This window comes from Corynebacterium sp. UMB2355A, assembly GCF_033877495.1.
GTDB lineage: Bacteria > Actinomycetota > Actinomycetes > Mycobacteriales > Mycobacteriaceae > Corynebacterium > Corynebacterium pseudogenitalium.
The window spans coordinates 1,884,210-1,904,035 of record NZ_CP138855.1 but is presented as its reverse complement, the minus strand read 5'-3'; the positions used below and the strand labels follow the sequence as shown (position 1 = coordinate 1,904,035).

Genomic DNA, 19,826 nt, shown 5'->3' with positions numbered 1-19,826 from the left:
CACCACTATACAACTGGTAATAACCAATGGCTACGTATCTGTGTAAAACTCCCTGCCAGTTTGCTACCAGCGAACACCATGCGTGCTGCGCGGCTAGGCGGCGCACACGGCAACGCAGCTGACCACGTCAAACCCGTGCGCGAGCAGCACTTCTACGCTGGTCTGAAGCGTGGCGCCGGTGGTCACGACATCGTCGACAACAATGACGGGGCCAGCGCCGGTGCCCGTGTGCAGCGCCTCCCACCCGCGGCGCATCCGCACCGCGCCGGCCAAGTTGGACCGGCGGTGCGCCGCGTCCAACTCCGACTGGTCAGTCGTTGATTCCGCGAGCTCCAACACGTCCACCACCTTGCGCCCCGAACGCTTACAGATCACGCTCACCGGGTCCCCGCCGCGCTCCCTTGCCGAGGCCGCGCGCGTCGGCGCAGGGACCAGCAGCGCGTCCGGGTGAATCTCACCGCGAACCTCAAGAAAGGTCAGCGCCGCGTCCAGCACCGCCCCGACATGCTTGCGCACAGCCAAATTCCTGCGCTCCTTCATCGCGAGCACTACCCCACGGTGCGCGCCGCCGTACGGCCCGAGCGCGAACACCGGCACGTGCGGCAAGTGCTGCGGCGACACCCGGCGCGGCAGTGCCGACAGTTCAGTGCGGCAGGCTGGGCACAACACGGAGCCTGGGGTGCCGCACCCAGCGCAGTGGCGCGGTAGGAAGAGTTCACCAACCTCTGCGAGCGTCACGCCGCCTACCTCGCGATGATCGGCAGTGAGCGCACACCCTGCAGGCCAGGCACCTCGCGCCAGATCGGGGTGTCAGCACCACTGACGGGCATTTGCAAAATGGCGTTTGCGTCGGTCGCGTACAGCATGTTTGGCGACGCCGCCACGGCCACCACCGGCGCGGAGATGTTCCCGAGCGACAGCGCGGTGGTCGAGGATCCGTCCTGCTCCACACGCATCACGGGCGACGCCGGGTTCGAGGTGCCAACGATGAGCGAGCCGTCGGGATGCCAGTCCGCGGAGACCACGCTGCCACCGAGCTCGTAGCTGTACTCGAGAACGTTGACAATTGCGCCGGCGCCTGCGGCGCGCTGCTCGATGATGCCGGTGTACAGGCGGCCGTCAATCACCATGACGACGCGCGAGCCCGATCGGGAAAGACGCAGCACGGAAATGTTGCCGTCGACATCTTCGGGAAGATCAACGTGCACTTCCTCGGTGGTGACCTCCCCTGTCGCCGAGGATTGCGTGGAGCGCAGGATGTGCTTGCCGTCCGAAACGGTCCACACCGCCTTGCTGTTTGGCTCGAACGATGGGCGCGAGAAGGTCTCTGCCTTCACCACGTCCACGCTGCCGCCGGTGAGCTGCCCGAGGCGCAGCTCGGCGCCTTCGGGGCCGTCGCCGACGTTGAACACCGCGGCCCACTGCCCCTCACCGGAAATGTCGGCGGTGACCACGCTGTGCGTGTTGCCCAGCACACCGGCAACAGGCTGCGGGCCGCCGCCGGTGATTTGGGAGACGTGGCCGTCGGCAAGCGAGTACAGGGTGCTCTCCCCGACTTGCTCGACGACGGGGCTGACGTCGATGAAGTCGTCGGTGGTCAGTTCGCGGGCGCCGGTGATGAGCGGCTCGCCGTCGGCGAGGAGCGAAAACGGGCCGGTCACGCCTGCGGAGGCGAGCGTCCACACCACCTGTGCGGCGAAACGGCTGCGCGCGGCCTCGTCCATATTGCCGAGGCCCGCAAAGTGGTAGACACCGCCCTCGAAACCGGTGTAGCGCACCGTCGATGGCAGCGTCCCCATGATCGCGGGGCGCAAGCGGCTAGCCGGCCCTTCGAGCAGCAGCGAGATCAGCGTACTGGGTAGGAAATCGCGCGGCGCGTAGACCCAGCGCCGGTCGGTGACCAGCTCCTTGCCGGTCGGATCAAAGAAGTACAGGTTGTAAGGCTGGTATTGGTTGCGCAGCTCGGTGCGCTCCATGACCACGCCGGGCGGCAACGAGGAAATGCGCCACTGGCCGTCGACCTGCTCGAGCTCCAGCGTGGCCTCGTAGGTACCGCGCTCCGGAGTGAACACGCCACCACTGCCGAGCGCGCCGACCACGTTGCCGTGCACCGCAAAACTGCGCTTGCTCCCCGAGCTGCCGGACACCGTATTCAACCCGATCCGGTCGACGATGAGCGTCTGCTCGTTGGCGCTCCACGTGGGCTTCGCGGCCTCAGTGAGGAAGGCGCGCGCCGCTTCGTAGTCGCCGGTTGGGATCGCGGAGGCCGCGTAGAAGTCACGCAGCAAAAGGTCCGGCTCGCGGTCCTTGATCGGGCCGATAATCTCCGACTCCGGCGCTTCCTCCTGGTAGGGCCGGAGCACATGCGGGTCAGTATTCGACGGCAGCGTCGCGCACCCGCCCAAGAGCAGCGTCGTGCTCATCGCTATAGCAAGGTACCTACGCTTCATGCACTTCATCTGGCTGCCTTTCCTCGTCCTGCGTTTCGACGTCCACTTCGACGCTGTCCGCGTCCGCCCCGGGTTCCAGCTCGAGGGGCAGAGGGGACGTCGAAAAGCCTGCCTCCGGATCCAGCGGCAGGACCAGACGGAACAGCGCACCGACGCCCACTTCCCCGACGGCTTCCAGCGTGCCGTGATGCAGCTGCGCGTCCTCGCGGGCAATGGCCAGGCCAAGACCGGTGCCACCAGAGTGGCGCTTGCGGGACTTGTCGGCGCGCCAGAAACGGTTGAACACCAGTTCCTCCTGCCCAGGCTTGAGCCCGATGCCGTGGTCCCTGACCGTCACCGCGACGGCACTCTCGTTGGCGCGCAGTGTCACGGTAACCGGCCTGCCCTCCGAGTGGTCAATCGCGTTCGCAATGAGGTTACGCACGATGCGCTCGATCCGGCGGGACTCGCCCAGCATCATCACTGGTTCCTCCGGCATATCGAAGGAAACTTCCACGCCGAGCTCGTCCGCGAGGTGCTGCGTCTGCTGCCACGCCGACATGATCGGCGACTTCATATCCATCTGGGTGACGGACAAGTCGGCGACACCGGCGTCGTGGCGGGAAATCTCCAACAGGTCATTGAGCAGGGCCTCGAAGCGGTCCAGCTCGCGAGTCATCAGCTGGGAAGCGCGGCGGGTACCAGGCTCCAGGGAGTCCTCGTCGGCGGCGATCATATCCGCCGCCATCCGCACCGTGGTCAGCGGCGTACGCAGCTCGTGGGACACGTCGGACGTGAACTGACGCTGCAGGTCGCCGTAGCGCTCAAGGTGATCAATCTGCTGCGACAGCTTGTCCGCCATGTTGTTGAAGGACAGCGCCAGCACCGCCATCTCGTCCTCGCCGTCGACAGGCATGCGCTCACGCAAGTGGCCTTCAGCAAACCGGCGCGCAGTACGCGACGCCGAGCGCACCGGTGCAACAATCTGTTGCGACGCCAGCCACGCAATGCCCACCAGCAGGACGCTGACGATCACCGTGGCCGTCGCTAAGATGCCCCGCATCAGCGCAAGCGTCGAGGCCTCATTGTCCATGTTCATCACAAGGTAGAGCTGCAGGTGCGGCACATCCGAAGTCGTCGGGGTGCCAATAATCAGGGCATTGTACGACGAGTGGTCGCCGCGCTGCACCGAGGAAAACTGGTAGGCGATATTGCCCTCAGCGACGTATTCCTCCAGCTTGTCAGGGATCTGGTACGACTCCGGCGAGGACGTAACAACCCCGTTCGGGTTCTTTACCACCAGCACAGGCTCATACACAGCAGACGCCTCCGAGTTTTGCTGCGCACGCTGCGTCAGCCCGGCGCGCGCCGAATTCAAGCGGCTCTGCAGTGAGGTCGCGGACCCCGAGTTATTAATCTGCTCCTCGACGGTCACACGCGCACGGTCTATCTCCGCGCTCGCCGCCTCAATCTTGGATGCAGCGATACGTTGGCTCACTACCGACGCCAGCGCAAACCCCAGCACCATCATCACCACGGCGGAGACGATCAGCACTGTGCCGACGAAGCGCACCTGCAGCGAAGTGCGCCACGCCTCTACGATCCGGTCCCTGCTACGTTTCAGTACGGCGAACAGGAGCGCCACCTCCCACTCTTACTTCACGGACTTGTAGCCCACACCACGCACGGTCTGGATGATCTCCGGGTGTTCCGGGTCGTGCTCAATCTTGGAGCGCAGGCGCTGCACATGCACGTTGACCAGGCGGGTATCGGAGTTGTTGCGGTAGCCCCACACCGATTCCAGTAGCTCGTCGCGGGAGTGCACCTGGTTCGGCTTCTTCGCCATCTCCAACAGGAGATCGAACTCGAGCGGGGTCAGCGCGATCTCTTCCCCGTTGCGGGTCACCATGTGCTGGGGGACGTCGATTACTAAATCGGCGATCTCGATGACGTCACCCGGCTCCTCATCCGTCCGGCGCAGACGCGCCCGAATGCGGGCGACGAGCTCCTTCGGTTTGAAGGGCTTCGTGATGTAGTCGTCCGCGCCGGACTCGAGGCCGAGCACCACGTCGACGGTGTCCGTCTTCGCGGTGAGCATGACGATCGGTACGGAGGATTCGCGGCGAATCGCCTTGCAAATGTCGATGCCGTTCATTCCCGGAAGCATAAGATCCAGCAGGATCAGGTCGGGCTCGTACTCATGGAAGGCCTGGACGGCTTCGGCGCCATCGGTGACGGGGCGGGAGTCAAAGCCTTCGGCCTCCAGCACGATGGTGAGCATCTCGTTGATAGCTGGGTCGTCGTCAACGACCAGGATTTTCGACATGGACATTGGCAGCTCCTCTTAACGCGCGTTTTGTATTGCTTGGATAATAGCCGTGGCATCCGACGTGGAAATCCACCGACTCGCCCAGTCAGTCTCCGCGAGGCGGTTGTACTGGGCAAACGTCGCGTCCTGCAGCCCGCCGTCGCGCTCGTAGTGGTCGCGGGTGCGCGTCGCGTCCTGAGCTTCTCTGCGCTGCGCGCGCTCCCGCGCAACGCTCGGGGAGGTAGCGACGAGCACCTGCAGGTCGGGCTTCGGCAGCCCAAGCTTTCCGAACTCGAGCTCAGCAACCCACTCCGCCGCGGCATCATCCCCGGTGCGCGCCGCCGTGTAGGCGGCGTTGGAGGCAACGTAGCGGTCAAGCAACAAGATCCGATCTTGTGTGTCCTGGTACTGCTCAAGCTGCGCCTTGGCACCAAAACGGTCGAGCGCGAACATCGTCGCCATCCCGTAAGCGGAATCCACCAGGTCACCCATCTTGCCGTACAAGGCGTCCTGCGCCAGCTGCGCGTGCAGCGAGTCCTCGTAGCGTGGGAAGGACAGCGTGTCCGCGCCGTATTCCTCCACAATGCGCTTCACGATGGTGTTCTTCCCCGCCCCATCAATGCCTTCGATGGCGATGATCATGCCACAGACCTCCCAACGGCCCTCTTACGCGAGCGCTTCCAAGAACTGTTCGACGTCCTCGTCCTCTTCATCGCCAACAGCCTCAAGAAGCTCGGCTGCGCTCTCGATGAGCTGCTCGTCGAGCTCACCGCTGTTGCCGCGGATGAAGGGGAAACGCTCCGCGATCTCACCGGCGGAAAACGGCGCGCCTGCCAGATCGCGGTGATGGTCGCCGCAGCGAGCCCGTTGGTGCGTTCTTCATCTGAGGCGCTGTCCTGGTCAGCGGCTAGCAAGACGGCGTCACGGACAGCTTCCAGAATGTCTTCTTCGTCCAAATCCGCGATTTCGTCGAGAAAATCAATGTTGTCGTCGTTGGAGAAAATCTTCTGGTCCCAGCTGCTCATCAGTGTTTCCTTTCAGGTGGGGGCTGTATATACCCTGCAATCTACACGGCACGGCACGCATTGCGAACTTCCCTGCTTCCCACCTGATAACCGCGTGGACACACTCTTTTCAATGTCCGACTTCCGTGCTATAAACATTTCAAGCAACGAAATTGTTATCGTTTTGTAATTCTGGAAATTCTGCGGCGAAGGGCAACGTATGAATCAGACGCAAAGGAGAGTCGCCACGTTCATGGCGCTCGGCATCTGCGTTGCCATCGCAGTGGGAGTTGTGGTCTGGAACGCGTCCTCGCCGGGGCGCTCGAACGCCACCACACAAGCAGGCTTCATTGAGACAACCTCCACCACAACAACTTCTTCCTTATCGACGACCCCTCCGAGCTCTGCACGCTCTTCCCGGGGCGACTCCGCAGCGCTTCACACCGCCGATGCGTACATTGCCACGACTGCGCCGTCTGCCTACAACCTATCCGCGGACCCGCTGGCCCCTGCGCACGCGTTTTCCGGTGCGCCAGCCGTAACGGAGCCGACGAAGCAGTACCGCCCGTCGAACGTGGCCCCGGCCGCGCCTGCGTCGCGCCCAGCTGGTCCCGCCCCAACAGCAGAGCCGCAGCGCCCGAAGCAGCGCTCCCCTCGCCCCGACACGCCGGACGCACCGAACGTTCCAAGTACCACGTCGAGCACCTCGCGGCCACGGGCGACGCAGCAGGCGCCAACCACCATTTCGACGCCAACCACCATTGGCTCGACGCAGCCGGCATCCCCGACGGTGCTGCCATCTGAGCCGACGCAGAAGCTTCCCACCCCCACGACGTCAGCGCTACACCCCGGCGCCGCAGCGACGACATCGCTGCCAGTTAACACACCAACACCAACGAGCGAAGAGTCGGCTCAAGCCTCACAGGAAGACGCATCAACTACTTCCGAAGAGCCAGCCTCCCCAGAAGACGCAGTACCCCCCGCCGCAACTGACGGGCAGGGGCCTGCCTAGACCCGCGCGTAGAAGCACTGCGCGGAGGTACCCTCCGCAACCTCGAAGGTCACAGCCGGGTCGGCGGCTGGGATCCACGCGGCCTGACCAGGCTTCATTACGAAGTCACCCGCGCGCACCGTTCCCTCGGTACACAGGACGATGGCGGGGCCATCGGTGTCCACGAGCAGCGGATGCTCGGCGTCGATACGGTGGGCACTCATAATGAAGTCATCCACCGGCAGATGGAAACTCACTTCGTTGTCGCGCTCGGTGGTGTTCGCGAACGGGTCCTCCAACGTGGAGAAGTCCAGCACCTTGACCAGCTCAGGCACGTCCACGTGCTTCGACGTCAGTCCACCTCGAAGCACGTTGTCCGAGTTCGCCATGATCTCCACGCCGAGCCCGGACAGGTACGCGTGCAACTGCCCGGCTTGCAGGAAAAGCGCCTCCCCCGGGCGCATCTGTACATAGTTCAGCAGAAGTGCTGCGAGGACGCCGACGTCGTTCGGGTACTTGTCGTGGACCCGCAGGAACATCGCAGCTAGCGGACGAGCCGCGCCAGCTCCGGCGTCATCCGCGACGCGCTCGGCGGCCGGAACGATCGCGTCAATCAGAGTCTTACGCACGTCCTCGGGCAGGGAGATGAACGTCGTGAATACCGCACGGAGTCCAGCTTCCTCCGAAGTGGCGTCGAGAAGCGAGGCGTAGTGGTCAAGCTCCTCGCAGTTGAGCGCGGCGAAGAACTCGCGAGTCTGCGCAAGCGGGCGGAAACCGGCGAGGGCCTCGAACGGGGTGAGCGCCACGATGAGCTCGGGCTTCGGGTTCGGGTCCTTGTAGTTACGCGTCGGATCGTCCAGGCCGATGCCTTCTTCTTCCTCGCGCGCGAACCCCGCCTTCGCCTGCGAGCGCGACGGGTGCGCCTGGATACTCAGCGGCTCATCAGCGGCGAGCAGCTTCAGCAGGAACGGCAAATGCGAGCCATAACGGTCCGCGACGCGCTTGCCCAGCGTGCCTTCGGGGTCCGCGGCAATCACGGCGTCGAGGCCCCGGCCTGCGACTTGGGAAGGTGCGGCACTATGGGCGCCGAACCAGAGCTCAGCCTCCGGCGCCTCGCTGGGCACCTGGGTGCCACGCAGCTGTGCAAGCAACGTGTGCGACCCCCACGGGTAGTTCCGCAGAGCCCCCTGTAGGTGCTCCATAAGTGTCTCCTTCGCAAGTTCCGTCAGTTCCGTCAGTTCCGTCGGCATTGAAACGGTTGAAACAACAGCGTTCCAGGATACCAGCGAGGCGCCGTTTCACGGAACAGCGACGAAGACCACCTGCACTATTGGCGAATCACAGCCAAAACTTCCCGCACAATCTCGTCGACCTTTGCCTTCGTTGGGGCCTCGACGTTGAGTCGCAGCAGTGGCTCCGTGTTCGACGCACGCAGGTTCAGCCAGACCGGCCCGGGGGCACTGTCTTCGTCGCGAAGTGTGACCGTAACCCCGTCAAGACGGTCAATGTCCGCGACGCGGTCACCAAGTGCCTCAAGAACACGCCCGGTGGCAGCCTCTTGGTCATCGACGGTGGAGTTGATTTCCCCGGACGCCTCGTAGCGTTCGTACTGGGCCATCATCTCACTCAACGGCTTGTCCTGCTCCGCCAATGCCGCGAGCACATGCAGCGCCGCGACCAGGCCAGAGTCCGCGTTGAAGAATTCCGTGAAGTAGTAGTGCGCGGAGTGCTCCCCACCGAACATGGCACCTGTCCGCGCCATCTCAGCCTTGATGTACGAGTGCCCCACTCGGGTGCGCACGGGGTTTCCGCCCTGCTCACGGATAATTTCCGGCACTGCACGCGAGGTGATCAGGTTGTGGATAATGGTCGCGCCCGGGTGCGTCGCGAGCGTACGAGTAGCCACCAGTGCCGTAATCGCCGATGGAGATACCGCCTCCCCGCGCTCGTCCACGACGAAGCAGCGGTCCGCGTCACCGTCGAATGCCAGGCCAATGTCCGCCTTCTCTTCGACAACGAATCGCTGTAGATCCACAAGGTTCTTCGGGTCGAGCGGGTTAGCCTCGTGGTTCGGGAACGTGCCATCGAGATCGAAGTAGAGCGGCCGAATATCCAGGTCTCCGAGCACCGCCGGGACAGTCAGCCCGGCCATGCCGTTCGCAGCATCGACCGCGACCTTTAACGCCTTGCCCTGCGGCAGCGGCACAAGCTGCCGGAGGAAACGCGCATAGGAGTCGAGCACATCCCGCTTCTCGACGCTCCCAGCTTCGCCCTCAAACGCCGGAACCCCCTCGATGAGCATGCGGCTGATCTCGGACAGGCCCGTATCAGTACTGACCGGCGTAGCACCCGCGCGGCACAGCTTGATTCCGTTGTACTGGGCAGGGTTATGGGAGGCGGTAAACATCGCGCCGGCACACTCGAAGGTGCCTGCTGCGTAGTAGAGCTCGTCGGTCGAGGTCAGTCCGAGGTCAAGAACGTGCAGCCCCTGCGAGGTCGCACCCTCTGCGAACGCAGCGGAAAGCTCCGGCGAGGATGGCCGCATGTCGTGTCCGACGGCGATAGTTCGCTCGCCCTCGCTGTAAAGAATGTGGGCGAATGCTGCGCCTACTGTGCGGACTGTGTCTGCATCAATGGTGGAGCCAACAACGCCGCGAATGTCATACGCCTTAATAAGGTCCTTCAAGGACTCATAGGTGTGCTCAATAGCCATACAGGCAATCTTAGTTGCTGTGCTCCTCGCCGGTATCTTCGGCGTCTTCAGTGGCTTCGGCTGGGTCAGGGACCACGTGGAGGTGGGAACGCCGCGCATCTTTCTCCGCGGCGAGGTGCTCCTCGATCCGCTTCGTGCGGTGCACCGGGTGGTTCGAAGTCGACGGGTCGTTAAAGTCCTTGGTGGCCTCGTACTCGATTGGATCTCCGCCGTTGTCCACCAGCCCGGTGGTCACCCGGCCCGCCTCCCGGACGGCCTGCGCCAGCGCCGTGAGCTCCTCGTCCTCGAGGGCGTGGGCTTCGTCGTCAAAGATGTCGACGGCCTCTACTCGCACTAGCTCCCAGCCAACGGGGGCCGTGATGTGCGCCGAGTGGCGCTCACAAAGGTCCCACGCATGGGGTTCGGGGTTCGGCGAGAGCGGGCTGATTACTGCTGTCGATTCCGAGTAGGCATAAATCAGCGTGGCCACAGCAGGCCTGCCACAACCAGGACGACAACACCGACGGAAAGTACTCACGCCGTCTAAGCCTAAACCCCAACTTGAGATTTTGGTAGTACGGCCCCGGCGCGCCATGCCCGGTGCAGCGGCAACATCTCTAGAATCTGGGTGCATGAACGCGCCAACTCACCACCTTCGGACCGCGCGGGACCGCCACGGTCGTGGGGCCCGCGGCCCGCTGCTGCCCGTTGGCGTTCCGCGTTATCGAACCCGCTCCGCGCAGTTCGATCAGCTAGTACTGGACACGTACGCACCGCTGCACAACGCGTACTTTGAGCAGCTGGCAACGGTGGACTTGGCCGTCGATACGATCCCCCGGATGCGCCTGAGCCCCGACGTCGCGCGCTTCAGCGATGAGATTGTTGCCGACGGTCCCGTCCCACTCGGCCGAATCTTGCAGGCGGGCGTGGACCGTTACGGGGTGCCCACCCGGGCGCGCTTTGTGCTGTTTCGCCGCCCGATTGAGCAGCGCACTGAGACAGCAGAAGAGCGGTCAGCCCTCATTCATTGGGTACTGACCGCCCTTGTTGCTTCGTATATCAACCTGGACCCGCGGGATATCGATTCAGACTTTCCCTGGTAGTGCAGGCGTTTAGCCGATCTGCTTCTTCAAGCGGCGGCGCTCACGGTCCGAGAGGCCACCCCAGATGCCAAAGCGCTCGTCGTGCTCGAGCGCAAACTCGAGGCACTCATCGCGCACGGCGCACGCTTTGCAAATTCGCTTTGCCTCGCGAGTCGAGCCTCCCTTTTCCGGAAAGAACGCCTCGGGATCGGTTTGAGCACACAGCGCTTGATCTTGCCATTCCTGCTCGACGGCACCGAACAGCTCATCGAAGCTCATGCCGACCGCGGCTACGCCACGGATGTCAGCACCATTCGCCATGTCTTCCACGCCGTCCCCTTTCTCCGTCGTTCTTCGTTTCGGTCAGCTGCGTCGTCTACCCGCTTGAGAGGTGCGACGAGTGACCCTTGCACTCATGCGATTACACACCGAACCACTAAATAGGTGCAAGCTATCGGGGTGAAACCTTGACCTTTTCCGCAAGAATTGCACGCCATCAGTCACACGAGTCACAACAGTCACAGGGGGCTAGAAACGGGGGTACAGTACGGGGGTACTACATGTGGTAGGCGAATTGGCTACCCCTTACTAACCGGCCAGAATTTCCACCCATACGGCGTGTCGCTTACGCATCTGGGGAAAAGCGCACTCCCGAATCCGGAATCGTCACACCAGGCCACACTCGCATGCCGCCTTGCAGCTCGCAGCGCGCCCCAATCTGTGCGCCCTCTCCGATCACGCAGCCGTCGATACGCGAGTTCGCGCCAATCGTGGCGCCCGAGGCGATGATGGAATCGCGGATCACGGCACCGGGCTCAATGGTGACCCCATCGAAGATGACGCTGTCATCCACGCGACACCCAGCGCCGATCTCCGTGCCGCGTCCAACCGCGGTGCCGCCCATCAAGATGACACCACCCGCGACGCCAGCGGATTCGTCGATAAGCGCCTCACCGGTCTGGCCCTCCAGCAGCGGCGAGTACGCAATACCGCGCACCACGTCCGAGGAGCCCTGCACGAAATCCGACGGCCTACCCATGTCCCTCCAGTAAGAGGTATCCACGTAGCCGACCATCTTCGCGCCCGACTCAAGCAAACCAGGGAACGTCTCGCGCTCGACAGAGACCACGCGACCAGCCGGGATCTGCTCGATGACTTCGCGGCGGAACACGTAGCACCCAGCGTTAATCTGATCTGTCGGCGGATCCTCCGTCTTCTCCAAGAACGCAAGCACATTGCCGTCCTCGTCGGTTGGGACGGAACCGAACGCGCGAGGATCGGGTACGCGGACCAGGTGCAAGGTCGCGTCGGCGTCCTTCTCAGCGTGGTAGTTCAAAATCTTGCTCAGGTCAGCACCGGACAGCACGTCCCCGTTGAACACCATCGCGTTGTCGAAGCGCAGCTTGTCGGCAACGTTTCGGATCGCGCCCCCGGTACCCAGCGCCTCCTCTTCGACAACGTACTCAATCTCAAGACCGAAGTCGGACCCGTCGCCGAAGTACTCCTCGAACACCTCAGCGCGGTACGACGTCCCCAGCACCACGTGGCGCATCCCCGCCTGGCGGATCCGCGCAAGCAGGTGCGAGAGGAACGGGTGCCCTGCGGTCGGCAACATCGGCTTCGGGGTACTCACCGTCAACGGACGCAGGCGCGTGCCGCGACCACCAACCAAAATGACCGCGTCGGTATTCTCCGGGGTCACGGTGCGGGATGCATTCACGTGGAATCCTTTCAAAGCGTTCTTCTTATTTACTGCGCGAAACAAACAGTGCCGCCCGCACTTTCAAACCGACCCACAGCAGCGCGCGCAGCGGGGCCTGCCACCAGTGCGGGTGACGGTCAGACTGGAAACGATATGCGGAAGTGTGGTGCGCCGGCACCGTGACTCGCTGGAACTTGCTAGCAACATGGCCCTGGTCATGCACGATGACCGAGGAAGGGCAGTACACGTTCTCCCATCCGGCGCGGCGCAAGCGGTCTCCGAAGTCAACGTCCTCGAGGTACATGAAGTAGCGCTCGTCGAACCCACCAATGGCGTCGAAGGCGTCCCACCGCACAAGCAGGCACGCCCCAGAGAGCCAGCCCGCACTGCGCTGGTGGTCCATGTGTTGTTCCGCCTTGTACGAGGCAGAAAATGGGTTGGACGGCCACACCTCATATAACAAGGCGTGCCCCACGCCGGTAATGATGCCCGGCACCTCTCGCGCACTTGGGTACAGGTTGCCCTCGCAGTCCTCAATGCGCGGCCCTACGGCGCCCGCCTCCGGTAGCGCGTCCATGCAGGCGCGCAGCGTGTCCACGCTCCCCGGCTGGAACACCACGTCCGGGTTGGAGATCAAGAAGTAGTCACCGTTGATCTCTCCCCGCTCGCGACGTGGCCGCAACTCCCGGACCGCGGCGTTGATCGCAGCGCCGTACCCGATGTTGCCGCGGGTGCGCAGCAGTTCGACGTTGTCGTGTTCACGTGCGGCAGCCTCCGGGGCACCGTCGGTAGAGCCGTTATCTGCACAGATAAGCAGTGTTTGACCCTCGGTGGCGTCGTCAAGCGAAGCGATGAGCTGCGCCAAGTGCTTGCCTGGCGAGTACGTCACCGCCACCACGGCGAGTGGAGCTGTCATAGCTGCCTGCCCCTCCTATCGGTCCTCTCGGCCAGCCTTCATGTACACAATGCGAATCAGCTTACCCATCCAAAAGTGTGAGAAGCATCTTGAACTCGCCCACGCACGTGTCTTTTGTTGTTTTCGCACCCTGTATAATTGCGCCCTGTGACTGACTCCTTGAGGCCTGCGCGCGACATCCAGCCCGCCCCATCGCAGATGCGTGACATCTCGCAGTTGGGGCACCCGGTTGTGAAGACAACCCTTGCGGTGCTGTCTGCCGTTGCGTTGACAGTGTCGGCCGTCGGCTACTTCACTGTCGGCCGGGTCAGCAATCAGCTCAGTGCCTCTGAGCTGCGGATCAACGCGGGACGCGGGCAGAGCGACAAGGACCAGCTCGACGGCGCGATGGACATCCTGCTGGTCGGTTCGGACTCCCGCACCGACGCCCAAGGAAATCCGTTAAGCGAGTCCGAGTTGGCGCACCTCAACGCGGGTGTCGCCGACGGTGAGATCAACACGGACACCATCATGATTATCCGTGTGCCCGACGACGGTTCTCGGGCCACGGCAGTCTCCATCCCGCGCGATACGTACGTACACACCGACGACTACGGAAACATGAAGATCAATGGTGTCTACGGTGCGCACGCCGCCGCCAAACGCGAGGAGCTGATCGCCGCGGGCAAGCCGGAGGGCCCGGCACTCGAGCAAGAGGTTGCACGCGCAGGCCAGCTCGGGCTTATCGACGCCATCAATGACCTCACCGGCGTGGAAGTAGACCACTACGCGCAGGTTGGCCTGCTCGGCTTCGTCCTGCTTACGGACGCGGTTGGCGGGGTGAACGTCTGCCTCAACGCCGCGGTCGACGAGCCACTCTCCGGCGCACACTTCCCTGCCGGGCAACAAACGCTCGACGGCGCTCAGGCGCTGTCCTTCGTGCGGCAGCGCCACGACCTGCCGCGCGGCGACCTCGACCGCATCGTGCGCCAGCAGGCATACATGGCGTCGTTGGTACAGAAGGTGCTCTCCGCAGGCACGCTGACAAGCCCAGCGAAACTGCGCGACTTGGCAACCGCGGCGGAGCGCTCGGTCACTCTTGACCAGAGCCTCGACGTGATGCGTTTTGCCCAGCAGATGTCCGGCCTGGCGGGCGGCAACGTCACCTTCACCACCATCCCTGTGACCTCGGTCAACGGTGTCGGCGACTTCGGCGAATCCATCGTGACCGTGGACATCAACGAGGTCCACAGCTTCATGGAGTCCGCAGCCAAGGAACAGGTCCCCGAGGACAGCCAACCGGAGCAAGCTCCCCAGCAGGCCGAAGACTTTGCAGGTGCGCAGGTCTCCGTCCTCAACGCGGGCTCCGTTCCAGGCCAAGCCCGCGCCACCGGCGAGTGGTTGGCCGACGCAGGCATTACGGTCTCCGATGTATCCAACGCAATGGACGGAATCTACTGGGAATCCCAGGTGGTCGCCGCCGACCCCGAAGACCCACGAGCACGCAAGCTCGCCGAGATGCTTGGCGGCGTCCCAGTCACGGCGAACAATGCTCTCGAACCGGGCAGCATCATCGCGGTTGTCGCGGAAGACTACAACGGGCCTGCGAAGGTCGATCCGGAAGATGCCCAACAGCATGTGCCCGTCGGCACACCTGGCGACGATATCAGCGGAATGAGTCTGGGCCCGGAGATCGACGCTGGCGGCCAGGGGCCTCGCTGCGTGAACTAGCTTGGCCACCTATGCTTGGCTGCCATGAGTATGCTGGCACGCTTATTGCAGGAAGACCCCGCCACACCACGCCTGACCGTCTACGACGAGTCACAGGGCAGCCGCATGGAATTTTCTGCGCTGACTCTGGACAACTGGCTAAGCAAAGTGGGCAACTTGCTGGACGAGGAATTCGACCTCGAGGGCTCTGACCCCATTGTGATCGACCTTCCAGTGTCCTGGCAGGCTGCGGTGATCGCGCTTGGCGCCTACAACATTGGGTGTCGCCCGGTCTTCGCGAGCACAGGCGACGATGTCCCGCTCGTGTTTACCGTGGCGGAGCGCGTCGACACCTGGGCTGATGCGGACGAGTGCGTCGTTGTCTCAAGTGACCCCTTCGGACGCGGCGTCGTCGAATCAGGCGGCACGTTGCCACTTGGAACCGTGGACTTCAGTCCCACGGTGCGCAGCTACGGCGACCAGTACTTTGGACAGACTGCAGACATCGCGCAGTGGTCACAAGCGGCTCCTCAGGGGGCTGAGCAGCCCGCCTCCCCCCAACGGGTATTGATTGCCGGTTGGAACAGCGCCGAAGAATTCGAACAGCGCGTGCTTGCCCCGCTGGCTGGGGGCGGTTCGGTCGTCGTGGTGACAGGCGGAACGGAAACACCTGGTAAAGACAGGATCGCAGCCATCGCCCAGGCGGAACACGTAAACCACATACAACCGGACATTTAACCCCGTTTTCTCCCCCGTTCGTAGGTAATTCGGCAGATTTCTGCGCGCCCGGGTCCAGTTTTTCACTAGATTGAAGACACCGAATTCACACGAGTCACACATGACCCAACGAAAGGCGGATGAATGAAACTCCGTACGACTGGTGCAACCCTCTGTGCAATTGCGCTCGCTGGCGCAGCTCTGACCGGTTGCTCTTCTGACAACGAGGCAGCGGACACCAACAAGGACTCCGGCACCTCCGCTTCCGAGGGCGGCGCGGAGCGCGGCCCGATCACGTTCGCCATGGGCCGCAATGACACGGACAAGCTCAAGCCGATCATCGAGAAGTGGAACGAGGCTCACCCAGATGAGCAGGTCACCCTCTCTGAGCTCGCCGGCGAGGCCGACGACCAGCGCGATACGCTCGTGCAGTCCCTCCAGGCGGGTAACGCCGACTACGACGTGATGGCCCTCGACGTTGTGTGGACGGCCGACTTCGCAGCGAACCAGTGGCTCGAGCCACTCGAGGGCGATTACGCCATCGACACCTCCGGCTTGCTGCAGTCCACCGTCGACTCCGCGACCTACGGCGGCAAGCTCTACGCCCTGCCGCAGAACACGAACGGCCAGCTGCTGTTCCGAAACGTCGACAAGGTCCCAAGCGCGCCTGACACCTTCGATGACGTCATTGCCGCCTGCAAGGAGGTCGAGGGAGACTGCCTGACCACCCAGCTCAAGCAGTACGAGGGCCTGACCGTGAACACACTCGGCTTCATCAACGGCTGGGGCGGCAGCGTCCTTGACGACGCCGGCGAGCCAACCGTCGAGTCCGACGCCGCAAAGGCCGGACTGCAGGCACTCGTTGACGCATACAACGACGGCGTCATCGCCAAGAGCTCTACGGCAGCAACCGAGGAGGAAACCAACCTCGCGTTCACCGAGGGCAACACCGCCCTGGCGATCAACTGGCCGTACATGTACACCAACGCCCAGGAAGCTGGCGTGAACTTTGAGGTCCAGCCGCTGGTTGGCAAGGACGGCGTGGGTGTTTCCACCCTCGGTGGCTACAACAACGGCATCAACGTCAACTCCAAGCACAAGCAGACCGCGAAGGACTTCATCGAGTTCATCATCAACGAAGACAACCAGCTCTCGTTCGCTGAAGCATCCTTCCCACCAGTGCTCGCATCGATCTACGACGACGCCGAGCTGGTTGCAAAGCACCCATACCTGCCAGCACTGAAGGTTTCGCTGGAGAACGCGCAGCCTCGCCCGGTTTCCCCGTTCTACCCTGCGATCTCGAAGGCTATCCAGGACAACGCCTACGCAGCACTGACCGCCGGTAAGAGCGTCGATGACGCCACCGCCGACATGGCAGCTGCTATCAAGCAGGCTTCCTAATACGATACGTCGTATGAGCAGAACGCCCGCCCGGACTGTGTTCGGGCGGGCGTTATAGTTCGTATATCTCCATCTTCCCGTCTACTTTGCAAAGGCCCGCGATGAGCACATCTCCATCCAAGCCTCGCGATACCACGAAGGCAGCAGCGCTCGTCGCGCCCGCCTTGCTGGTGTTGGCGGTGGTGATCGGCTACCCGATCGTCCGCGCAATATGGCTTTCATTCCAGTCCAACCGGCACCTCGACGCCTCTACCGGAGTGTTCGTCGATGGTGGCTTTGCTGGCGTCGATAATTACTTGTACTGGCTGTCGAACCGCTGTATGACGCCGTCGGGCGTGGTGGGTGCCTGCCCTCCTGGCGTGCTTGCGACCGACTTCTGGCCAGCAGTGTCGGTGACACTCTTCTTCACCGTGGTCACCGTCGCCTTGGAGACAGTGCTCGGTATCGGGATGGCCATCATCATGAACCGGCCGTCGCGCGCCCGCGGTCTGATCCGCGCGGCCGTACTCATCCCTTGGGCGATCCCAACCGCGGTGACCGCGAAGTTGTGGCAGTTCATGTTCGCACCGAGCGGTATCGTGAACTCGCTGCTGGGCGCGAGCGTGGCGTGGACAACTGACCCGTGGGCGGCACGCTTCGCGGTGATCATCGCCGACGTGTGGAAGACCACGCCGTTTATGGCGCTGCTCATCCTCGCAGGCCTGCAAATGATTCCGAAGGACGTCTACGAGGCCGCGCGCGTCGACGGCGCCTCCGCATGGCAGACTTTCACCAGCATCACCCTGCCGTTGGTGCGGCCAGCGCTCATGGTGGCGGTGCTCTTCCGTACGCTCGACGCGCTGCGCATGTACGACCTGCCGGTCATCATGATTTCGGGCTCCTCGAACTCCCCTACCGCGACAATTTCGCAGCTGGTGGTTGAGGATATGCGTCAGGGCAACTTCAACTCGGCCTCGGCGCTGTCGACTCTCATCTTCCTGCTGATCTTCGCGGTTGCGTTCGTCATGGTGCGGTTCCTCGGAGCGAACGTTGGTGGCGCGAACGAACAGCGTGAAGCCCGGCGCGCGAAGCGCAAGCAGGAGAAGAAGGAGGCGGCAGCGCGATGAAACGACTCGGCCACTACGCAGGCATCATCTTCATCATGTTCTGGGGGCTCGCCCCGTTTTATTGGATGGTGATCACGGCGCTGCGGGACAAGCGGTTCACGTTCGATACCACGCCGTGGCCCACGCACGTCACCCTCGAGAACTACCGGGACGCGCTGGCCACGGACGCCGGCAATGACTTCCTCGGGGCGATTTTCAACTCGCTGATTATCTCGTTGGCGACGACGGCGTTGGCGGTCGCCGTGGGCGTGTTCACCGCCTACGCGCTTGCTCGCCTGGACTTCCGCGGCAAGGGATTCATCACGGGCATCATTTTGGCGGCCTCGATGTTCCCTGGCATTGCGCTTGTCACTCCCCTGTTCCAGCTGTTCGGTGACCTCGGGTGGATCGGCACATACCGTGCCATGATCATCCCGAACATCTCATTCGCCCTCCCCCTGACTATCTACACGCTGGTGTCGTTCTTCCAGCAACTTCCTTGGGAGCTCGAGGAAGCAGCGCGTGTCGACGGCGCCTCCCGCGGCCAGGCATTTCGCCTCATCTTGCTGCCGTTGGCAGCACCGGCCATCTTCACGACGGCCATCCTGGCGTTTATCACCACCTGGAATGAATTTATGTTGGCGCGCCAGCTGTCGTCCACGGCGACTGAACCTGTCACCGTCGCAATTGCACGATTCTCGGGGCCGAGCGCCTTCGAGTACCCGTACGCTGCGATTATGGCGGCGGGCTCGCTGGTGACGATTCCGCTGATCATCATGGTGCTGGTATTCCAGCGCCGTATTGTGTCTGGCCTCACAGCCGGCGGCGTGAAGGGCTGACTTAACTTTTTCTTATGTCTAGATTAAGCTGTATTCACTTTATTACTTCCCGCCCCTAGAAAGAGCAGCTATGCACCACACCACACTCCGAATCGCGACGGCAACCGCACTCGCATCCTCCCTGGTACTGAGCGGCATGACTGGCACGGCACACGCCGAAACCACCGCAACGGTGCACACCAACGCCGATAACAACGGCACGACAGTGACCACCAACGTCACCACCAACACCACCGCAAACGGTGGTGTGACCAAGGAAGAAGCAAACGCGCTTGAGGTCGCCGGAGTTGTGGTTGGGCTCTTGGCAGTACTCGGGGCCCTGATGGCCGGGTGGCTATACTTCGCTGCCCCGCACATGGGCCTGAACTTCGGCCCCCGCCTCTAACGAGTGCAACGGCCCTCACAGCGCCAGGATCTGCTCTGGCAAACAATCATTGGGTTCGTAGGGTTCTTCACCCTGCTCGCCTTCGTACAGGCCGCCATCAACATCACAAAGCCCGAGCCATCAATCTGGCCGGGCCTCGTTCTTGCCGCCTTCGTCGCAGCACTGTGGTGGCTGATTCGCCGGTGGCGCCAGTGGCGCGCAGGCGAAGACTAAATCACTCCTCGCCGAGCAGACGCTCACGCAGCGCGGCGTCCTTACGCTCAACTTCAGCCGCCATGTCGGACTGGTACTTCGCCGGCGATTAATGCGTCTACGAGTATCATGCCACCCACAATAAACACCCACACGCTGCACAAACAAGCGATTGTGAGAAGCATTCCACTTTCAGCTCAAAAGAGAACCGGCAGCCCAATCCATACGCCTAATATAGGTCTGGTTTTTGCCGCTGCGATCGTGCGCAGGGCAGGATTCGCGCTGTGCTAGTGTCACCAATGTGACACGGGGTGCACCCCGAAGTGGTGCTGAGATCAGACCCGTCGAACCTGCTCTAGCTCAACCTAGCGAAGGGATGTCCCACATGAATGCA

The 19,826-nt window shown here is 62.9% G+C and carries 21 protein-coding genes and 1 riboswitch; of the genes, 9 read left to right on the top strand and 12 right to left on the bottom strand.

Going from position 1 to position 19,826, the window contains the following annotated elements:
• Positions 1 to 93: 93 nt before the first annotated feature.
• The 6 genes from R0V12_RS08975 to R0V12_RS08950 form a co-directional block, all read right to left on the bottom strand.
• Positions 94 to 738, bottom strand: a complete 645-nt coding sequence (locus tag R0V12_RS08975) for a ComF family protein (RefSeq protein ID WP_070477717.1) — start codon at positions 736 to 738, stop codon at positions 94 to 96.
• A 5-nt stretch (positions 739 to 743) separates the two neighbouring features.
• Complete coding sequence (gene lpqB, locus R0V12_RS08970; RefSeq protein ID WP_246814901.1) at positions 744 to 2,450, bottom strand: MtrAB system accessory lipoprotein LpqB; 1,707 nt, start codon at positions 2,448 to 2,450, stop codon at positions 744 to 746.
• Positions 2,440 to 3,960: an MtrAB system histidine kinase MtrB gene (gene mtrB / locus R0V12_RS08965; protein ID WP_413774876.1), complete on the bottom strand. Its 1,521-nt coding sequence runs from the start codon at positions 3,958 to 3,960 to the stop codon at positions 2,440 to 2,442. Before mtrB ends, lpqB begins: the two co-directional genes overlap by 11 nt.
• A gap of 123 nt (positions 3,961 to 4,083) precedes the next feature.
• Positions 4,084 to 4,755 carry an MtrAB system response regulator MtrA gene (mtrA, locus tag R0V12_RS08960; protein ID WP_070477811.1) on the bottom strand — a complete coding sequence of 224 codons (672 nt, stop codon included), beginning with the start codon at positions 4,753 to 4,755 and terminating at the stop codon, positions 4,084 to 4,086.
• Positions 4,756 to 4,773: 18 nt separating this feature from the next.
• Complete coding sequence (locus R0V12_RS08955) at positions 4,774 to 5,379, bottom strand: dTMP kinase (protein WP_070362949.1); 606 nt, start codon at positions 5,377 to 5,379, stop codon at positions 4,774 to 4,776.
• Complete coding sequence (locus tag R0V12_RS08950) at positions 5,376 to 5,762, bottom strand: DUF4259 domain-containing protein (protein WP_320072492.1); 387 nt, start codon at positions 5,760 to 5,762, stop codon at positions 5,376 to 5,378. Before R0V12_RS08950 ends, R0V12_RS08955 begins: the two co-directional genes overlap by 4 nt.
• 199 nt (positions 5,763 to 5,961) lie before the next feature.
• Here R0V12_RS08950 and R0V12_RS08945 point away from each other — a divergent pair, with 199 nt between their 5' ends.
• On the top strand, positions 5,962 to 6,753 hold the full coding sequence (locus R0V12_RS08945) for a hypothetical protein (RefSeq protein WP_143000832.1): 792 nt from the start codon (positions 5,962 to 5,964) through the stop codon (positions 6,751 to 6,753).
• Here the strand turns inward: R0V12_RS08945 and manA are convergent.
• From manA to R0V12_RS08930, 3 genes are all read right to left on the bottom strand, one after another.
• Complete coding sequence (manA, locus tag R0V12_RS08940) at positions 6,750 to 7,934, bottom strand: mannose-6-phosphate isomerase, class I (RefSeq protein ID WP_320072491.1); 1,185 nt, start codon at positions 7,932 to 7,934, stop codon at positions 6,750 to 6,752. The genes R0V12_RS08945 and manA overlap by 4 nt on opposite strands.
• A gap of 125 nt (positions 7,935 to 8,059) precedes the next feature.
• Positions 8,060 to 9,445, bottom strand: a complete 1,386-nt coding sequence (locus R0V12_RS08935; RefSeq protein ID WP_320072490.1) for a phosphomannomutase/phosphoglucomutase — start codon at positions 9,443 to 9,445, stop codon at positions 8,060 to 8,062.
• A 10-nt stretch (positions 9,446 to 9,455) separates the two neighbouring features.
• Positions 9,456 to 10,019, bottom strand: a complete 564-nt coding sequence (locus R0V12_RS08930; RefSeq protein WP_083329464.1) for a DUF3499 domain-containing protein — start codon at positions 10,017 to 10,019, stop codon at positions 9,456 to 9,458.
• Between the two features lie 37 nt (positions 10,020 to 10,056).
• On the opposite strand from R0V12_RS08930, the gene R0V12_RS08925 reads away from it, so the two are divergent.
• A complete protein-coding gene (locus tag R0V12_RS08925; protein WP_070362954.1) occupies positions 10,057 to 10,527 on the top strand; it encodes a metallopeptidase family protein in 471 nt (156 codons plus the stop codon).
• A gap of 9 nt (positions 10,528 to 10,536) precedes the next feature.
• Here R0V12_RS08925 and R0V12_RS08920 read toward each other — a convergent pair whose 3' ends face one another.
• The 3 genes from R0V12_RS08920 to R0V12_RS08910 all read right to left on the bottom strand — a co-directional run bounded on the left by R0V12_RS08920 (position 10,537) and on the right by R0V12_RS08910 (position 13,124).
• The gene (locus tag R0V12_RS08920; protein ID WP_305083192.1) at positions 10,537 to 10,827 is read right to left on the bottom strand and encodes a WhiB family transcriptional regulator; all 291 of its coding nucleotides are present in this window, start codon (positions 10,825 to 10,827) and stop codon (positions 10,537 to 10,539) included.
• Between the two features lie 304 nt (positions 10,828 to 11,131).
• Positions 11,132 to 12,226 (bottom strand): mannose-1-phosphate guanylyltransferase, encoded by a 1,095-nt coding sequence (manB, locus tag R0V12_RS08915; protein WP_252930919.1) that lies wholly within the window; start codon positions 12,224 to 12,226, stop codon positions 11,132 to 11,134.
• A 25-nt stretch (positions 12,227 to 12,251) separates the two neighbouring features.
• Entirely contained in the window at positions 12,252 to 13,124 is an 873-nt protein-coding gene (locus tag R0V12_RS08910; RefSeq protein ID WP_070477706.1) for a glycosyltransferase family 2 protein, read from the bottom strand.
• Positions 13,125 to 13,271: 147 nt separating this feature from the next.
• Between R0V12_RS08910 and R0V12_RS08905 the strand changes: the two genes are divergently transcribed.
• From R0V12_RS08905 to R0V12_RS08875, 7 genes are all read left to right on the top strand, one after another.
• The gene (locus R0V12_RS08905) at positions 13,272 to 14,834 is read left to right on the top strand and encodes an LCP family protein (protein ID WP_320072489.1); all 1,563 of its coding nucleotides are present in this window, start codon (positions 13,272 to 13,274) and stop codon (positions 14,832 to 14,834) included.
• Positions 14,835 to 14,858: 24 nt separating this feature from the next.
• Entirely contained in the window at positions 14,859 to 15,551 is a 693-nt protein-coding gene (locus tag R0V12_RS08900; RefSeq protein WP_070477804.1) for a TIGR03089 family protein, read from the top strand.
• Between the two features lie 123 nt (positions 15,552 to 15,674).
• Positions 15,675 to 16,931 (top strand): ABC transporter substrate-binding protein, encoded by a 1,257-nt coding sequence (locus R0V12_RS08895; protein WP_070477704.1) that lies wholly within the window; start codon positions 15,675 to 15,677, stop codon positions 16,929 to 16,931.
• A 101-nt stretch (positions 16,932 to 17,032) separates the two neighbouring features.
• The gene (locus R0V12_RS08890) at positions 17,033 to 18,037 is read left to right on the top strand and encodes a carbohydrate ABC transporter permease (protein WP_070477703.1); all 1,005 of its coding nucleotides are present in this window, start codon (positions 17,033 to 17,035) and stop codon (positions 18,035 to 18,037) included.
• The gene (locus R0V12_RS08885; protein WP_070477701.1) at positions 18,034 to 18,855 is read left to right on the top strand and encodes a carbohydrate ABC transporter permease; all 822 of its coding nucleotides are present in this window, start codon (positions 18,034 to 18,036) and stop codon (positions 18,853 to 18,855) included. Before R0V12_RS08890 ends, R0V12_RS08885 begins: the two co-directional genes overlap by 4 nt.
• 70 nt (positions 18,856 to 18,925) lie before the next feature.
• Positions 18,926 to 19,240 carry a hypothetical protein gene (locus R0V12_RS08880; RefSeq protein WP_070362961.1) on the top strand — a complete coding sequence of 105 codons (315 nt, stop codon included), beginning with the start codon at positions 18,926 to 18,928 and terminating at the stop codon, positions 19,238 to 19,240.
• 3 nt (positions 19,241 to 19,243) lie between these two features.
• Positions 19,244 to 19,453, top strand: a complete 210-nt coding sequence (locus R0V12_RS08875) for a PEP-CTERM sorting domain-containing protein (RefSeq protein ID WP_070477699.1) — start codon at positions 19,244 to 19,246, stop codon at positions 19,451 to 19,453.
• Between the two features lie 276 nt (positions 19,454 to 19,729).
• Positions 19,730 to 19,826, top strand: a riboswitch (TPP riboswitch).

Excerpts from the sequence above, each read along its gene's own strand:
- lpqB (WP_246814901.1), bottom strand. The coding sequence starts at position 2,450 with ATGAAGCGTAGGTACCTTGCTATAGCGATGAGCACGACGCTGCTCTTG.
- mtrB (WP_413774876.1), bottom strand. The coding sequence starts at position 3,960 with ATGATGGTGCTGGGGTTTGCGCTGGCGTCGGTAGTGAGCCAACGTATC.
- mtrA (WP_070477811.1), bottom strand. The coding sequence starts at position 4,755 with ATGTCGAAAATCCTGGTCGTTGACGACGACCCAGCTATCAACGAGATG.
- R0V12_RS08955 (WP_070362949.1), bottom strand. The coding sequence starts at position 5,379 with ATGATCATCGCCATCGAAGGCATTGATGGGGCGGGGAAGAACACCATC.
- R0V12_RS08950 (WP_320072492.1), bottom strand. The coding sequence starts at position 5,762 with ATGAGCAGCTGGGACCAGAAGATTTTCTCCAACGACGACAACATTGAT.
- R0V12_RS08945 (WP_143000832.1), top strand. The coding sequence starts at position 5,962 with ATGAATCAGACGCAAAGGAGAGTCGCCACGTTCATGGCGCTCGGCATC.
- manA (WP_320072491.1), bottom strand. The coding sequence starts at position 7,934 with ATGGAGCACCTACAGGGGGCTCTGCGGAACTACCCGTGGGGGTCGCAC.
- R0V12_RS08935 (WP_320072490.1), bottom strand. The coding sequence starts at position 9,445 with ATGGCTATTGAGCACACCTATGAGTCCTTGAAGGACCTTATTAAGGCG.
- R0V12_RS08930 (WP_083329464.1), bottom strand. The coding sequence starts at position 10,019 with ATGGCGCGCCGGGGCCGTACTACCAAAATCTCAAGTTGGGGTTTAGGC.
- R0V12_RS08925 (WP_070362954.1), top strand. The coding sequence starts at position 10,057 with ATGAACGCGCCAACTCACCACCTTCGGACCGCGCGGGACCGCCACGGT.
- R0V12_RS08920 (WP_305083192.1), bottom strand. The coding sequence starts at position 10,827 with ATGGCGAATGGTGCTGACATCCGTGGCGTAGCCGCGGTCGGCATGAGC.
- R0V12_RS08910 (WP_070477706.1), bottom strand. The coding sequence starts at position 13,124 with ATGACAGCTCCACTCGCCGTGGTGGCGGTGACGTACTCGCCAGGCAAG.
- R0V12_RS08900 (WP_070477804.1), top strand. The coding sequence starts at position 14,859 with ATGAGTATGCTGGCACGCTTATTGCAGGAAGACCCCGCCACACCACGC.
- R0V12_RS08895 (WP_070477704.1), top strand. The coding sequence starts at position 15,675 with ATGAAACTCCGTACGACTGGTGCAACCCTCTGTGCAATTGCGCTCGCT.
- R0V12_RS08890 (WP_070477703.1), top strand. The coding sequence starts at position 17,033 with ATGAGCACATCTCCATCCAAGCCTCGCGATACCACGAAGGCAGCAGCG.
- R0V12_RS08885 (WP_070477701.1), top strand. The coding sequence starts at position 18,034 with ATGAAACGACTCGGCCACTACGCAGGCATCATCTTCATCATGTTCTGG.
- R0V12_RS08880 (WP_070362961.1), top strand. The coding sequence starts at position 18,926 with ATGCACCACACCACACTCCGAATCGCGACGGCAACCGCACTCGCATCC.